Annotated in this window: 14 protein-coding genes; 5 read left to right on the top strand and 9 right to left on the bottom strand. The window is 67.0% G+C overall.

Going from position 1 to position 15,214, the window contains the following annotated elements; genetic code table 11:
• From ACNH6H_RS16610 to ACNH6H_RS16590, 5 genes are all read right to left on the bottom strand, one after another.
• On the bottom strand, nt 1-2,268 hold the full coding sequence (locus tag ACNH6H_RS16610; protein ID WP_418319217.1) for a methyl-accepting chemotaxis protein: 2,268 nt from the start codon (nt 2,266-2,268) through the stop codon (nt 1-3).
• A 49-nt stretch (nt 2,269-2,317) separates the two neighbouring features.
• Nucleotides 2,318-2,875 (bottom strand): chemotaxis protein CheW, encoded by a 558-nt coding sequence (locus tag ACNH6H_RS16605; protein ID WP_418319215.1) that lies wholly within the window; start codon nt 2,873-2,875, stop codon nt 2,318-2,320.
• Between the two features lies 1 nt (nt 2,876).
• Nucleotides 2,877-3,242 carry a response regulator gene (locus ACNH6H_RS16600; protein WP_418319213.1) on the bottom strand — a complete coding sequence of 122 codons (366 nt, stop codon included), beginning with the start codon at nt 3,240-3,242 and terminating at the stop codon, nt 2,877-2,879.
• A gap of 8 nt (nt 3,243-3,250) precedes the next feature.
• Complete coding sequence (locus ACNH6H_RS16595; protein ID WP_418319211.1) at nt 3,251-3,679, bottom strand: response regulator; 429 nt, start codon at nt 3,677-3,679, stop codon at nt 3,251-3,253.
• 111 nt (nt 3,680-3,790) lie between these two features.
• Entirely contained in the window at nt 3,791-3,943 is a 153-nt protein-coding gene (locus tag ACNH6H_RS16590) for a rubredoxin (RefSeq protein WP_418321366.1), read from the bottom strand.
• A gap of 182 nt (nt 3,944-4,125) precedes the next feature.
• On the opposite strand from ACNH6H_RS16590, the gene thiD reads away from it, so the two are divergent.
• The 5 genes from thiD (at nt 4,126) to ACNH6H_RS16565 (ending at nt 11,768) form a co-directional block, all read left to right on the top strand.
• Nucleotides 4,126-5,070: a bifunctional hydroxymethylpyrimidine kinase/phosphomethylpyrimidine kinase gene (gene thiD, locus ACNH6H_RS16585; protein ID WP_418319209.1), complete on the top strand. Its 945-nt coding sequence runs from the start codon at nt 4,126-4,128 to the stop codon at nt 5,068-5,070.
• A 10-nt stretch (nt 5,071-5,080) separates the two neighbouring features.
• Nucleotides 5,081-6,367 carry a glutamate-1-semialdehyde 2,1-aminomutase gene (hemL, locus tag ACNH6H_RS16580; protein WP_418319207.1) on the top strand — a complete coding sequence of 429 codons (1,287 nt, stop codon included), beginning with the start codon at nt 5,081-5,083 and terminating at the stop codon, nt 6,365-6,367.
• 102 nt (nt 6,368-6,469) lie between these two features.
• A complete protein-coding gene (gene mpl / locus ACNH6H_RS16575; RefSeq protein WP_418319205.1) occupies nt 6,470-7,879 on the top strand; it encodes a UDP-N-acetylmuramate:L-alanyl-gamma-D-glutamyl-meso-diaminopimelate ligase in 1,410 nt (469 codons plus the stop codon).
• A 16-nt stretch (nt 7,880-7,895) separates the two neighbouring features.
• Nucleotides 7,896-8,510: a YqiA/YcfP family alpha/beta fold hydrolase gene (locus ACNH6H_RS16570; RefSeq protein WP_418319203.1), complete on the top strand. Its 615-nt coding sequence runs from the start codon at nt 7,896-7,898 to the stop codon at nt 8,508-8,510.
• Nucleotides 8,511-8,552: 42 nt separating this feature from the next.
• Nucleotides 8,553-11,768 (top strand): beta-phosphoglucomutase family hydrolase, encoded by a 3,216-nt coding sequence (locus ACNH6H_RS16565; RefSeq protein WP_418319201.1) that lies wholly within the window; start codon nt 8,553-8,555, stop codon nt 11,766-11,768.
• A gap of 7 nt (nt 11,769-11,775) precedes the next feature.
• On the opposite strand, the gene ACNH6H_RS16560 is transcribed toward ACNH6H_RS16565, so the two are convergent.
• From ACNH6H_RS16560 to ACNH6H_RS16545, 4 genes are all read right to left on the bottom strand, one after another.
• The gene (locus ACNH6H_RS16560; RefSeq protein ID WP_418319199.1) at nt 11,776-11,958 is read right to left on the bottom strand and encodes a hypothetical protein; all 183 of its coding nucleotides are present in this window, start codon (nt 11,956-11,958) and stop codon (nt 11,776-11,778) included.
• A gap of 37 nt (nt 11,959-11,995) precedes the next feature.
• Entirely contained in the window at nt 11,996-12,931 is a 936-nt protein-coding gene (lpxC, locus tag ACNH6H_RS16555) for a UDP-3-O-acyl-N-acetylglucosamine deacetylase (RefSeq protein WP_418319197.1), read from the bottom strand.
• An 84-nt stretch (nt 12,932-13,015) separates the two neighbouring features.
• On the bottom strand, nt 13,016-14,785 hold the full coding sequence (locus ACNH6H_RS16550; RefSeq protein WP_418319195.1) for an ATP-dependent DNA ligase: 1,770 nt from the start codon (nt 14,783-14,785) through the stop codon (nt 13,016-13,018).
• Nucleotides 14,785-15,207: a universal stress protein gene (locus tag ACNH6H_RS16545; RefSeq protein WP_418319193.1), complete on the bottom strand. Its 423-nt coding sequence runs from the start codon at nt 15,205-15,207 to the stop codon at nt 14,785-14,787. Before ACNH6H_RS16545 ends, ACNH6H_RS16550 begins: the two co-directional genes overlap by 1 nt.
• Between the last annotated feature and the right edge of the window lie 7 nt (nt 15,208-15,214).

Below are 15,214 nucleotides of genomic sequence, written 5' to 3'. Positions count from 1 at the left end.
TCAGACGATCTTGAACCGCGCAACCGATTGCCGCAACTCGTCCGCGGTCTGCGCCAGCTCGCGCACGATGCGCGCGGTCGACCGCGTTCCTTCACCGGTCTGCTCGGTCACCGCGAGGATGTGCTGGATGTTGGTCGCAACGACATGGGCGGTATCGGCTTCCTGCAGCGCCTGGTGGGAAATGCCGGCAATCAGCTCCGACAGCCGGCGCGATACCCCGTCGATATCGGCCAGCGCAGCGCCGGCGGCATCCGACAGACGGGTTCCCTCGACGACGCCCTGGGTCGAACGCTCCATCGCGGCAACCGCATCCTGGGTATCGGTCTGGATCACGCGGACCAGCGCGGCAATCTGCCGCGTCGCATCGGCGGAACGTTCGGCAAGCCGCTGCACCTCCTCGGCGACGACCGAGAAACCGCGGCCGGCCTCACCGGCAGATGCGGCCTGGATCGCCGCATTCAGCGCCAGCACATTGGTCTGCTCGGTGATGTCGGAGATCAGCTCGGTGATTTCGCCGATCTCCTGCGACGACTCGCCGAGCCGCTTGATGCGCTTGGAGGTGTCCTGGATCTGTTCGCGGATCACGTTCATGCCGCCGATCGTCGCCTGCACCGCTTTCGATCCGCTGTCGGCTGCGGCCAGCGACTGATGAGCGACATGCGCCATCAGTTGCGCCTGCGACGACACCTGCACGATGCGGCCGGCCATCTGCAGCACCGCTTCACCGGTATCGCGGATCTCGCGCAACTGCTCGGCGGAAGTCGCGAGCAGTTCGACCGATGTCGTCTCGACCTGCTCGGTCGTGTCGGTGACCCGGCCCGCCGCACCCTGCACCTGTGCAACCAGCGCGCGCAATTCCTCGATCGTGTAATTCAGCGAATCGGCGATCGCTCCGGTGATCGCCTCGCTGACCGTCGCCTGCCGTGTCAGGTCGCCTTCGGCAACCGCCTGCAGCTCGTTCATCAGGCGCAGGATCGCGGTCTGATTGGCATCGTTGCTGCGCCTGGCTTCGGCCTGCAGTCGCTGCGCGACGACCCGCTGCGCGTCGGCCATTGCCGCGCGCTGCTTCTGCCCGATCACGAACAGGCGCAGCAGGCCGATGCCACCGAGCAGCAGCAACCCGACCGACAAGACCCCCAGCACGAACTGCCATCCCGACACGTCGCCGTCGGCCGGCATCCGCTGCGACATCGAGTCGAGTCCTCGCGCCAGGCGGTCCGCGTCGACGGCGAGCGCGGTCTGCGCGATGCGGGCCGCCGACAACTGCTGCAGCATGTTCAGCAGCGAGGCCGCCGGAGCCTGCAAGGCCTCGAAGCGTTCGCCCAGTGCGGCCAGCCGTTCACGTTGCAGTCGATCGCGTGGCGGGCTCAGCCGCAAGCCGGGATGGCCGTCGCTCAGGGCGTCGAGCAGCGAGCGGGCAACGCTCAGGTCCTTGCCGAGCGAGACCAGCATCTCGCGATCGACACCGGCAGGCGTCATCAGCCGCCGCACCGTCAGCGGGATGCGCTGGCTCATCATCATCAGCTGACCGACGGCGGCGACTTCGGCGGCCGAAGCGCCCTGCTGCATTTTCAGCGCGGCCAGCGATTCGACACCTTCTTCGAGCAGATCGGCCTCGCGTTCGATCGACTTCTGCAGCGCCGCCGCCTCGACCAGCCGGCTGCGTTCGGCCAGCACGATGCCGGCATTCTTCTGCATCGATTGCGAGATCGGCAACAGCGCGCGCAATCCGGCTGCCGCTTCGTCGCCAAGACCATCGGCGGCGCGGATCAGGCTGTCGAGCGCGGCGTCGAGCGACGTCGAAGCGGCCTGCAGTTCGCCGAGCGCCGCCGCATTGCCGTTCAGCGGCTGCGCCGCAACCTTCGCGACGCGCTGCGTCTGCAGCATCGCACTGCCGATCGCCTCGGCCGGCACGATCACACGTCGTTGCTGCCATTCGATCACCGCCATCGCCAGCAGGCCAAGCAGACCCAGCACCAGCAGCGCCGTCAGCAGGCGGCGCTGCATCGGCTGCGGCCAGCCGCCGATCAGCGGCAGTTGCCGCTCACGACCGCCCGGCGCATGGTGGTCGACCTGCGCGTCGTCCTGCCGATCGGGCGGCTGCCGATAGGCGGCAGCCAGCCCGACTGCGGCCGCACCACTGTCGGGCTCACCGAGGCCGGTCAATGCTTCGCGCCCACCCGCGGTGACGTCCAGGCGCGTCCCGCGCAAAGGGGCAGGCCCGCCAGCGGGACTGGCCGGCGCGGCGGTGGGATCGGAAAAACTCATGTCGTTGGCTGCAAGGCGGACTCCCTGACAGCAGGATATCGGCAGCCGCTCATGAACCTGAGCCTGAAGATGGCTGGATCGGCTCGATGATGTCGAGAAAAAAGCCGTCGACGGCGAGTTCGGAGAGCCGGATTTCCTGCCAGATTCTGGCCCCGGCGGCCTCGCGGAAACTGCGGCCGGCAAACCGGGGCCGGCCGGCTTCTGCATCCGGTCCGGGCTCGACCGCGAGCAGCTCGGCTTCGTGGCGCAGCCCGGCCAGCTGATCGACGCGCAAAGCGCAATGCGCTTCGAGGCGGGTATTCAGCGCGACCAGCCAGCCGCCTGCAAGCTCATCGGCCGGCGACCGCAGGCCGAGAAAACCGCCGAGGTCGACGACCCCCTGCAATTGCCCGCGCAGATTGGCGACGCCGAGAAACCACGGCCGCACATGCGGCACCCGAACGGCGCCGGCATAGGCCGAGATCTCGCCGGCATCGTTCAGCGGCAGCAACAAACCGGCATCGGCACAGGTCACCGCCAGCCAGGACTGCTCGGATGCGGCGCCGGGCGGTGCCGCCGGCGCGCCAGCGTCGCTTGCCGACAAATCTGGTGCGGTAGGCTCGAACATTTCAGCCACAGCGGCGGATCTTCGCGACCAGATCGTCGGCGTCGACCGGCTTGACGACAAAATCGACGGCGCCCTGGCGCAAGCCCCAGATGCGGTCGCTTTCCTGGTTCTTGCTCGAGCAGATGATCACCGGCAGCCCGGCATAACGCGGGTCACGGGTAATGCTGCGGGTCAGCATGAAACCGTTCTGGCCCGGCATCACGATGTCCATCAGCACCAGGTCCGGGCGGTCGGCATCGAGTTGCCGCAGGGCCTCGCTGCCGCTGTCGGCGGTGTTGACCGAAAAGCCGTGCTTGCCGAGCAGCGCGCTCAGGTGGTGCAGCTCGGTTTTCGAATCGTCGACAAGCAGGATCTTCCGGATCGCCATCGCGCGGCTCAATCGGAAGACGCCGGGCAATGCTGCTCGACCGCCTGCAGCAGCTGCTCCTTCGTGAACGGCTTGGTCAGGTAATCCTCGGAGCCGACCAGCCGGCCGCGCGCCTTGTCGAACAGACCGTCCTTCGACGACAACATGATCACCGGCAGGCCGGCGAAGCGCGGGTTGCGCTTGATGATCGCGCAGGTCTGGTAGCCGTCGAGCCGCGGCATCAGGATGTCGCAGAAGATCAGATCGGGGCTGTGATCGGCGACTTTCGACAAGGCATCAAAACCGTCTTCGGCCAGCAGGACCTCGTGGCCGGCCTGGGTCAGGAAGATCTCTGCGCTGCGCCGGATCGTATTGCTGTCGTCAATGACCAGAACCTTGACGGCGCCGCTGCGGCCCGAATCACCGCTGGTTGCTGCTGCTTGCGTTGGCAGGTTCATGCGCTTGTTTTCCCGGCGCCGCAGCTGCGGCTCGAATCCTGACGGAACCCGACGATACAACGCCGCGCGACGGCCGGCGGCGACGCTGGTGCGCAGCCGGCGCGGCTGCGCTCAGATTTCGACCATCTCGAAATCTTCCTTCCGAGCGCCGCATTCCGGGCAGGTCCAGTTCATCGGTACGTCGGCCCATGCCGTGCCCGGAGCAATGCCGTGTTCGGGATCCCCGGCGGCTTCGTCGTAAATCCAGCCGCAGATCAGGCACATCCAGGTTCGAGGCTCGGTCACTTGTTGCTCTTCGCGTCACTACAATGGCTCGGGATTGTAGCGATGCCCCCTGGTGGCCCTATCCTTTCCCGAACGACACCCGCAACAGTGCTCATCATCCCAGCCCGCTTCGGCTCCGCCGTCGCCGCTCGCCTTCAACTGTTTTACGGATGCCGCCGTCCATGAGCCCTGAACAAGCCTCCCCCGCCAGCGATTCAGCCGAAGAGCTGCTGCAGGATTCGCCTGCGCCGGCCTGCGTGCTCAGCTTCAATGCCAGCGAGCCGAGCGGCGCCGGCGGTGTTGCCGGCGACGTCGTCACGGTCGCTGCGATGGGTGCCCACGCGCTGCCGGTCGTCACCTCGCTGGTGATCCGCGACACCGCGGAGATCTTCGACCACCATGCGATCGATCCCGATCTCGTCGTCGAACAGGCGCGCAGCATCCTCGAGGACGTGTCGATCAACGCATGGAAGGTCGGCTTCCTCGGTTCGGCCGAGGGGGTCAGCGCGGTCGCCGAGGTGCTCAGCGACTATCCCGACGTGCCGCTGGTTGCCTACCTGCCGAATCTGTCGTGGGTCGAAGAGGATGCCCAGCAGGCCTACCTCGACGCCTTCCGCGAACTGGTGCTGCCGCAGACCGAGGTGCTGGTCGGCAGCCACCAGACCTTGACCGATTTCCTGCTGCCGGACTGGGACAACGAGCGTCCGGCGTCGCCACGCGAGCTCGCGGTCGCAGCCGGCGAACACGGCACCCGTTATGTGATGGTCACCAGCGTGCTGATCACCAGCACGAAGACGCCGGACCAGTATCTGGACAACGTGCTGGCGTCGCCGGCGGGCGCGATCACCGGCGAGAAATTCGAGCGCTTCGACGTCAGCTTCGTCGGTGCCGGCGACACCTTGTCGGCTGCGCTGGCAGCATTGCTCGCATCGGGCGCCGAACTGCAGGCAGCAGCCGGCGAGGCGCTGACCTTTCTCGACCAGGCGCTCGACGCCGGTTTCCGGCCAGGCATGGGCAACGTGATCCCGGACCGCTTCTTCTGGGCGCTGCCGCCGGGCGAGGAAGGTGATGAAGCGGGCGACGTCGCGGGCAACGACACACCACCCGGACCGCGACAAATCCATTGAAGCTGTAGCCATGAGCAACCAGGCCCTTTTCGAACGCGCGATGCGCGTGATTCCCGGCGGCGTCAATTCACCGGTGCGCGCATTCCGCGCCGTCGGCGGCACGCCGCGTTTCATCGCCAGCGCCAGTGGCGCCTACATCGTCGACGCCGAAGGCCGGCGCTACATCGACTACATCGGTTCGTGGGGACCGATGATCCTCGGCCACGGCCACCCGGCGGTGCTCGATGCGGTCACCCGCGCCGCCCGCGACGGCCTGTCGTTCGGCGCGCCGACCGAGCGCGAGGTCGAGCTGGCCGAGGAGGTGATCCGGCTGGTGCCGTCGATCGAGCAATTGCGGCTGGTCAGTTCGGGCACCGAGGCCTGCATGAGCGCCCTGCGGCTGGCGCGCGGCGTGACCGGGCGCAGCCACATCATCAAGTTCGAGGGCTGTTACCACGGCCATGCCGATGCGCTGCTGGTGAAGGCCGGCTCGGGCCTCGCGACCTTCGGTTTTCCGACCAGCGCCGGAGTGCCGGCAGAAGTGGTGCAACACACGCTGGTTCTCGAATACAACAATCTGCAGCAGCTCGACGAGGCGTTTGCGACCCACGGCAAGGACATCGCCTGCGCGATGCTCGAACCGATTGCCGGCAACATGAATCTTGTCCGCGCCAGCGTGCCGTTCGTGCGCCGGCTGCGCGAACTGTGCAACACGCACGGCGCCTTGCTGGTGTTCGACGAGGTGATGACCGGCTTCCGGGTCGCGCTCGGCGGCGCGCAAAGCCTCTACGCCCGCGAACTGCCCGGCTTCGCGCCGGACATCAGCGTCTTCGGCAAGGTGATCGGCGGCGGCATGCCGCTGGCCGCATTCGGCGCGTCGCGCACGATCATGGAGCACCTCGCGCCGCTCGGGCCGGTCTACCAGGCTGGCACCTTGTCCGGCAACCCGGTCGCGACCGCCTGCGGCCTGGCGACCTTGCGCGAAATCCAGCAGCCCGGTTTCTACGACAGCCTGGCCGAGCGCACCCGATCGCTGGTGACCGGCCTGACAGCCGCTGCAGCCAAAGCCGGCGTCGAGATGGTCGGCGACAGCGAAGGCGGCATGTTCGGCTTCTTCTTCACATCGTCACTGCCGCAGAACTACGCTCAGGTGATGGCCACCGACAAGGACCGCTTCAACCGCTTCTTCCATGCGATGCTCGACCGCGGCGTCTATTTCGCGCCGGCGCTGTACGAGGCCGGCTTCGTCAGCGCCGCCCACAGCGATGCCGATATCGCCGCGACCGTGCAGGCTGCGGGGGAGGCGCTCGGCGGCTGAGCCGCCGGCACCGGCGCGTGCCATCGCGGCTGCGCGCCATGCCGTCGTCCCCGGCACGAAGCTTGCCAGTTCCTGTCGAGACGACGAAATCTAGAATTCCCCATGCATATCCACATTCTCGGCATCTGCGGCACCTTCATGGGCGGGCTGGCAGCGCTGGCCCGCGAGGCCGGGCACCGGGTCACCGGCTGCGATGCCGGCGTCTACCCGCCGATGAGCGACCAGCTGCGATCGCTCGGCATCGAACTGATCGAAGGCTACGACGCCGGCCAGATGGCACTGAAGCCCGACGTCTTTGTCGTCGGCAATGTCGTCACCCGCGGCAATCCGCTGATCGAGGCCATCCTCGACGCCGGCGCGGCCTATACCAGCGGTCCGCAGTGGCTGGCCGAACAGGTGCTGCCGGGCCGCCATGTGCTGGCCGTCGCCGGCACCCATGGCAAGACGACGACCTCGGGCATGCTGGCGTGGATCCTCGAGCATGCCGGTCTGAAGCCGGGTTTCCTGATCGGCGGCGTGCCGGTCAATTTCGGCGTCTCGGCGCGGCTCGGCGCAACCACCGGCCAGCCGGTACTGCCGTTCGTGATCGAGGCCGACGAATACGACACCGCGTTTTTCGACAAGCGCAGCAAGTTCGTCCATTACCGGCCGCGCACCGCGATCCTGAACAACCTCGAGTTCGACCACGCGGACATCTTCGACGATCTGCAGGCGATCGAGCGCCAGTTCCATCACCTGGTGCGCACGGTGCCGGCATCCGGTCGGCTGGTCGTCAATGCGCGCGAGGAGGCGCTGCAGCGGGTGATCGCGATGGGCTGCTGGAGCGACGTGATGCGCTTCGGCCCGCGCAAGGAGGCGCCTGGGCAGCTGCGTGCGCGCGGCGAGGCGCATGCCTTCGACGTGCTGCGCGGCGCGATGAAGATTGCCCGCGTCGAATGGGGCCTGCTGGGCGAGCACAACCAGCTCAATGCGCTGGCCGCGATCGCCGCCGCCGAACACCTCGGCGTCGATGCCGAAGTCGGCGCGGCGGCGCTCGGCAGCTTCGGCAATGTGCGGCGCCGCCTCGAGTTGCGCGGCGAGGTCGACGGCATCGTCGTCTACGACGATTTTGCCCACCATCCGACCGCGATCCATACCACCGTGGCCGGGCTGCGCAGCAAGCTCGATTCGCTGCAGAGCGCCCATGACGATGCACGCACCCGCATCCTGGCGATCTTCGAGCCACGCTCGAACACGATGAAACTCGGCAGCATGAAGGCCCAGCTGCCGTGGGCACTCGAGGAAGTCGACCTCGCGTTCTGCCACAGCAAGGGGCTGGGTTGGGATGCCGCGGAGGCATTGCAGCCCCTGGAAGTGCCGGTCGTCGTCAGCGACGACATCGACGAGCTGGTGCGACGGGTGCTCGACGCGGCCCGGCCCGGCGACCACCTGCTGTGCATGAGCAATGGCGGCTTCGCCGGCATCCATCAGAAGCTGCTCGACGGGCTGGCGGCGCGCGCCGCGACGCGCTGAGGCGACAGGCTGCGCAATGGACCAGACCACGCAGCCCATGACGCCGCCGACACCGGTCAGCCACCTGCTCTACCTGCACGGCTTCCGCTCGTCACCGCGCTCGACGAAGGCAACGCAGATGGCGCGCTGGGTCGCCCGGCATCGGCCGGAGGTGAGCTGGGCCTGCCCGCAATTGCCGCCGTCTCCGGCCGCAGCGATGGCGATGATCCGTGAGCTGACTGCGCATTGGCCGGCGGCGAGTCGCGCGGTGATCGGCAGTTCGCTTGGCGGTTTTTATGCCGGTCTGCTCGGCGAGGAGCTCGGCTGCCGCACCGTGCTGATCAATCCGGCGGTCGACCAGGCGCGCGATCTGGCGGCAATGATCGGCAGCACGACGACCTGGCATGGCAACGAGCCGTTCGAATTCCGCGCCGAACATGTCGACGAACTGCGCCGGCTGACACCGCCGCGCCTGTTGCGGCAGCAGCTGATGCTGGCGCTGATCGCCAAGGGCGACGAGGTGCTCGACTGGCGCGAGATGGTCGACCGCCATCACGGTGCGAAGATGGTGCTGCTCGAAGGCGGCGATCATGCCTTCAGTGAATTCGAGAACCACCTCGGCACGATTGCCGGGTTTTTCGGCTGGTCATGAGGCGCGTTCGACGCTGACCGGCCGGCACGGAAGCGACGCCCGATGAACGACAACCTGTCCGAATTCCTGCTCGTTCCGCGCGATGTCGATCTGGTGCTGTTCGACCTCGACGGCGTCTTGACAAAAACCGCGCAGGTCCACGCGGCGGCGTGGAAGCGGTTGTTCGATGATTTTCTCGAGCGCCGCTCGCAGCAGACTGGCGAGCCGTTCGAGCCTTTCGACATCGAGACCGACTACCTCGTCCACGTCGACGGCAAGCCGCGAAGCGAAGGGGCCGAGGCCTTTCTGGCGTCGCGCGGCATCGTGCTGCCGCCCGGTACGCCCGAAGACGGCCCCGAAGTCGAGACCATCGCGGCACTCGGCCGCGCGAAGGACGAGCACTTCAGCCGCATGCTCGAGCAACTCGGCGTGGCCATCTACGACTCGTCGCTGGCGCTGGTCAGGCAGTTGCGCGAGCACGATGTGAAGACCGCGGTCGTTTCGTCGAGCCGCCACTGCAAGGCGGTTCTCGAGGCGGCCGGCATCGCCGGGCTGTTCGACGTCCGGGTCGACGGCAACGACCTCGGCAACGGCAAGCTGCGCGGCAAGCCGGCGCCGGACAGCTTTCTGGAGGCGGCCCGTCGGCTTGGCATTCCGCCGTCGCGGGCGGTGGTCGTCGAGGATGCCACCGCCGGTGTCGCGGCCGGTCGCGCGGCCCGCTTTGCCCATGTGATCGGCGTCGACCGCGGCGGCCAGGCACAGGCGTTGCGTGATGCCGGCGCCGACGTCGTCGTCGATGACCTCGCGCAGATCAAGCTGGTCGAGGATCCGCCGTCGGCGTGGTCGCTCAGCTTCGATGGTTTCGATCCGGACCAGGAAGGGATTCGCGAGTCGCTGTGCACACTCGGCAACGGATTTTTTGCGACCCGCGGCGCCACGGTCGATGCGGTTGCCGATGACATCCACTACCCCGGCACCTACCTGGCCGGCGGCTACAACCGGCTGCGCACCGAGTTTCCCGACCGGATCGTCGAAACCGAGGATCTGGTCAATTTTCCGAACTGGCTGCCGATTTCGCTGCGCATCGGTGACGGGCCGTGGTTCTCGACCAGCAGCACCAAGCTGCTCGAATACCACCAGCAGCTCGACTTGCGTGCCGGTCTGCTGCTGCGCCGGCTGCGTTTCGAGGACGAGCAGGGTCGGCGCAGCAGCCTCGTCGAGCGGCGCCTGGTATCGATGGACGCGATGCACGTGGCGGCGGTCGAACTGAGCCTGACCGCCGAGAACTGGAGTGGCGAGGTCGGTTTCTGCTCGGCGATCGACGCCCGCGTCGTCAATGCCGGCGCGCGCTTGTACCGTCGCTTCAACAAGCAACATCTGCAGCCGCTGCAGGCCGAGGTCGTCGATGACGACAGCGTGCTGCAACTGGTCACGACCAGCCAGTCGAAGCTGCGGGTCGCGCAGGTCGCACGCACCCGGGTCTGGCTCGACGACAAGCAACTGCAGCCGCAGCGGCGCACGGTCGACAAACCCGGCCTGATCGGCCAGGCGTTCGAGGTCGCGCTGCGCAGCGGCGAGACCGTCGTCATCGAGAAGGTCCAGTCGCTGTATACCTCGCGCGACCACGCGATTGCCGAGTGCACGCTGGCCGCGCGCACGGCGGCGGCCCGCGCTGGACGCTTTGCCGATCTGGCGGCAGCGCAGCAGCTGGCATGGAAACACCTGTGGCGGCGTTTCGAAGTGCACCTGCAGCCGGCCGGCGCCGGTTTCGGCATCAATGCGCCGATGCTGCTGCGGCTGAACATGTTCCACCTGCTGCAGGCGGTCGCGCCGAACTCGATCGGCCTCGACATCGGTGTGCCGGCGCGCGGCTGGACCGGCGAGGCCTACCAGGGCCACATCTTCTGGGACGAATTGTTCATCTTCCCGTTCTTCAATTTCCGGCTGCCGGAGATCACCCGCTCGCTGCTGATGTACCGCCATCGACGCCTCGGCGAAGCCCGCGCCGCCGCGGCGGCGGCCGGTTATCGGGGTGCGATGTTTCCGTGGCAGAGCGGCAGCGACGGCCAGGAAGAAACGCACCAGATGAACCTCAATCCGCGCTCGCAGCGCTGGATGCCCGACAACACCTGGCTGCAGCGCCACGTCAACAGCGCGATCGCGTACAACGTCTGGCAATATTTCCAGGTCAGCCGCGACGTCGAATTCCTGCACTCCTACGGCGCCGAACTGATCCTCGACATCGCCAGTTTCTGGGCCAGCATCGCGCGCTTCGACGACACGCTCGGCCGCTATGTGATCCGCGGCGTGATGGGGCCGGACGAATTCCACGACGCCTACCCCGGCGCGAGCAACGCCGGCATCGACAACAACGCCTATACCAACGTGATGGCGGTGTGGGTGCTGTGCCGGGCAATCGAGGTGCTCGATCTGCTGTCCGCGTTGCGGCGCAGCGAGCTGATGGCGCTGCTCGGCCTCACCGATACCGACATCGAGCGCTGGAGCGACATCAGCCGCCGGATGTTCGTGCCCTTCCACGACGACGGCATCATCAGCCAGTTCGAGGGCTACGAGAAACTGCTCGAATTCGACTGGCAGGCGTACCGGAACCGCCACGGCAATATCCAGCGCCTCGACCTGATCCTCGAGCAGGAACACGACAGCGCGAACCGCTACAAGCTGTCGAAGCAGGCCGATGTGCTGATGCTGTTCTACCTGTTCTCGGCCGAGGAATTGCACCAGCTGTTCGAACGCCTCGACTACCCGTTCGAATACGAAACCATCCCGCGCAACGTCGCCTACTACACGGCCCGCACCTCACATGGCTCGACATTGAGCCGGGTCGTTCATGCCTGGGTGCTGGCACGTTCGGACCGGCCGCGCGCGATGCGTTATTTCGCCGAGGCGCTGCAGAGCGACGTCAGCGACATCCAGCAGGGCACGGCGGCAGAAGGTGTGCATCTCGGCGCAATGGCCGGCACCGTCGACCTGATGCAACGGGTCACCACCGGCATCGAGATCCGCGCCGATGTGCTGCACCTGAATCCGCAGCTGCCGCAGGAAGTCAGGCGGCTCGACATGCGCATCCGCTACCGGGGCCATTCGCTCGATCTGCGGGTGATGCACGAATCGCTGACGGTGCGCAGCCGCGATCACGATGCGCCGCCATTCGTGCTCGACGTCGGCGGCAAGGTCTGCGATTTTCCGGCCGGGACGACGCGCGTCTTTCACATCGATCCGGCCAGCGGCCACGTCATCGAGGCCGACACCGACGACTGAGCGAGGCCTACATCATCTCGACCAGCCGCTGCACGAACAGCACCGCAAAAAACGCGAGCGCGATGCCGACCGTCCACTTGATGATGAGCAGCCCCCGATGCCGCCAGACGATCTGCCCGGTCCACGCATAGGCGGCAAAACAGAGCAGGCCGGCGAGCAGGCCGATCAGGATCAGGACGCGGAAGATCACGGATGCAGTTGTTCTTCGTTTCGCCTGGCGGTCGGCTTCACCATGCCGGCGCCAGATCGGCAAAACCGGCCGGCGCCTTCGAGGCATCGTCGAAGCTGACGATCTCGTAGGCCGACGGATCGGCAAGCAGCGCGCGCAGCAGCAGGTTGTTCAGCCCGTGGCCGCTCTTGAAGGCGCTGTAGGCGGCGAGCAGCGGATGGCCGACCATGTACATGTCGCCAATCGCGTCGAGCATCTTGTGCTTGACGAACTCGTCGTCATAGCGCAGCCCACCGACATTCAGCACCTTGTGGTCGTCGACGACGACGACGTTGTCCATGCTGCCGCCGAGGCCGAGACCGCGCGAGCGCATCATCTCGACATCCTTCGTGAAGCCGAAGGTGCGGGCTCTGGCGATCTCTCGCTTGTACTGGCCGCTGGCCATGTCGAACACCACGTGCTGGCCGGTCTGGCTGACCGCCGGGTGGTCGAAGTCGATCTCGAAGGTCAGCTTGTAGCCTTCAAAAGGCTCGAGCCGCGCCCACATCAGCCGCTTGCCCTCGCCGTCTCGGACCTCGACCGTCTTCTTGACGCGCAGGAAGCGCTTCGGCGCAGACTGCAGTTCGATGCCGGCGCTTTGCAGCAGAAAGACGAACGATGCGGCAGACCCGTCGAGGATCGGCACCTCCTCGCCGGTGATGTCGACGATCAGGTTGTCGATGCCGAGCCCGGAGCAGGCCGACATCAGGTGCTCCACCGTCTTGACCTTCGGCGCGCCGGGGTCGCCGCCCGGCGACAGCGCGGTCGCCAGCCGGGTATCGCAGACCGCGGTCGCGCTGACCGGAATCTCGACGACCTGCGGCAGATCGACGCGTCGAAAGACGATGCCGGTGTCGACCGGCGCGGGTTTCAACGTCAGCTCGACCCGCTGTCCGCTGTGGACGCCGACACCGATCGCGCGGGTCAGGGACTTCAAGGTGCGTTGGGCGAGCATGTCGGCGATTTTAGTGACCCGGCACCATAAAAACTGCCCTGGCCCGCAAAGACCTGCGAAACCACAGTCGTGAGGCAGCTCGCATCAGCCGCCCGATTCGAGCGGAGCAGGAGGCGCTGCATTGCCGCGCTCCGATGTCATCGCGAGCAGCGCTTCCAGTTCGGCCAGGCTGTCGGCCTCGTGCAAGGGTTTGTCGGTGCGCAGCCGCAGCATGCGAGGAAAACGCACCGCGATGCCGCTCTTGTGACGCGCGCTGCGGTTGATGCCTTCGAAGCCGAGTTCGAACAATAGGCTCGGCCGGACACTGCGCACCGGGCCGAACTTGTCGACCGAGGTGGCGCGGATGATGCGGTCGACGCTGGCAAATTCGGCATCGCTGAGGCCGCTGTAGGCCTTGGCGAACGGCACCAGCTGCAGGCCGCCGTCGACCGGCGGGCGCCGTGCGGCGATCGCCTCGACGACCGCCGCCGCCTCGGCCGCATCGACCGGCGGGCGGTTCCAGACCGCAAAGGTGTAGTCGGTATAGACACTGGCCCGCCGCCCATGGCCGGCCTGCGCATAGATCAGGATCGCATCGACGCTGAGCGGGTCGATCTTCCATTTCCACCAGGTGCCGCCGGCCAGGCCGGGCTGCTTGCGCCGCCCCTGGCCGTAAGCGGCGAGCCGGTGTTTCAGCATCAGCCCCTCGACGCCGCGCTGCCGCGACTGCTCGCGCACTGCCGCCAGCGCGGCCCAGTCGCTGCCTTCGACGAGCGGCGCAATGCGCAGGTTCTGCTCGGCCGCGAAGCGTTCGAGCGCGCTGCGCCGCTGCTGCTGCGGCTGGCTGCGCAGATCGACGCCGCCATCGGCCAGCAGGTCGTAGGCGATGAAGTCAACCGGCGCATCGGTGAGGATCTTGCGGCCGAGTGTCTTGCGGCCGATGCGCTGCTGCAGCAGCGCGAAACTGGCCGGCGCATCGTTTTTCCAGACGACGATTTCGCCATCGACGATGCTGCCATCGGGCCAATCCTGCGCCAGCGCCTGCAGCTCCGGGAAGCGCTCGGTGACCAGTTCCTCGCCGCGTGTCCAGATCCAGACCTGGCCGCCGTGGCGAACGATCTGCGCGCGGATGCCGTCATATTTCCATTCGATCTGCCAATCCGCCGGCGAGCCGAGCCGAGGCTCGAATTCGGCCAGTGGCAGATCCAGCGGATGAGCGAGAAAAAATGGAAACGGCTGGCCGCCGTTGCCGGCCGCGCCGGCAGCGTCGGAGGTGTCGCCGGACTCGGCGGCGATCAACCGTTGAAAGGCGGCCACGTCGGGCCTCGCCTGCTTGTCGGTATAACCGATCATCCGCTGCGCGACCAGTTTCGGATCGAGACCGGCAAATTCGGCCAGCGCACGCTGCACCAGCAGCTTGCTGACGCCGACGCGAAAACCGCCACCGATCAGCTTGCTGAGCAGGAAGCGGCCGCTGCTGTCGAGTTCGTTCCAGTAGCCGGCGATCGCCGCGGCCTGCTCGGCCGGCGCCACATCGCGCAGCGGCAGCAGGCCGTTCTCGATCCAGTCGGCCAGGCCGCGGTCGCTGTGCCGTTCGGCCGGCGGCAGGATCAACGCAATCGTCTCGCCGAGGTCGCCGACCGCCTGATAACACTCCTCGAACAGCCAGTCATCGATGCCGGCAAGTTCGGTTGCCAGCCCGCGCAGCATGCTCGTTGGTACGGTCCGGCGCGGCCGTCCGCCAGCCAGAAAATACACCGCCCATGCGGCATCGGCGGGCGACGCCTGCTCGAGATAACGACGCAGTGCGGCCACCTTGTCGGCAGTCGACGTGCTTGCATCCAGCGCCTGGAACAGCTCGGCAAAACGGCGCATCAATTGTCGTCCGCAAGCTCCCGGACAAGCGTCACCGGCACCGGCGAATGGGCAAGCAGCGCGGCCGCGACCGCACCGGGCCGACCGGCGCCGCAACCCATCACCACCGCATCGCAGCCATAGTTCTCGACCAGGTCGACCAGCAGGTGACCAGGGTCGCCGCCGACGACTTCGGCTTCCCAGCTCGCGCCGGCCGCCTCGAGCAGTTGCTCGGCGGCCGTCAGCAGGTCCTCGCCGGCTTCGCGCCGCACATCGGACAACACTTCGGCATCGTGGGCAACGACGATTTCATACAGCGACGGCGGCACCTGCACATTGGCCAGCACGAAGCTCGATTCGAGCCCCGACGTGCGCTGGAACAAGGCATGGCGCACCGCGGCCAGCGAATCGGCCGAACCATCGACAGGCAGCAGGATTTTCATGGCAAGC

It is taken from the genome of Pseudideonella sakaiensis, from assembly GCF_048320135.1.
GTDB classification, from domain to species: domain Bacteria; phylum Pseudomonadota; class Gammaproteobacteria; order Burkholderiales; family Burkholderiaceae_C; genus Ideonella_A; species Ideonella_A sakaiensis_A.
Note: the sequence above shows the minus strand (reverse complement) of the source record. Positions and strands in the feature narration are given on the sequence as shown.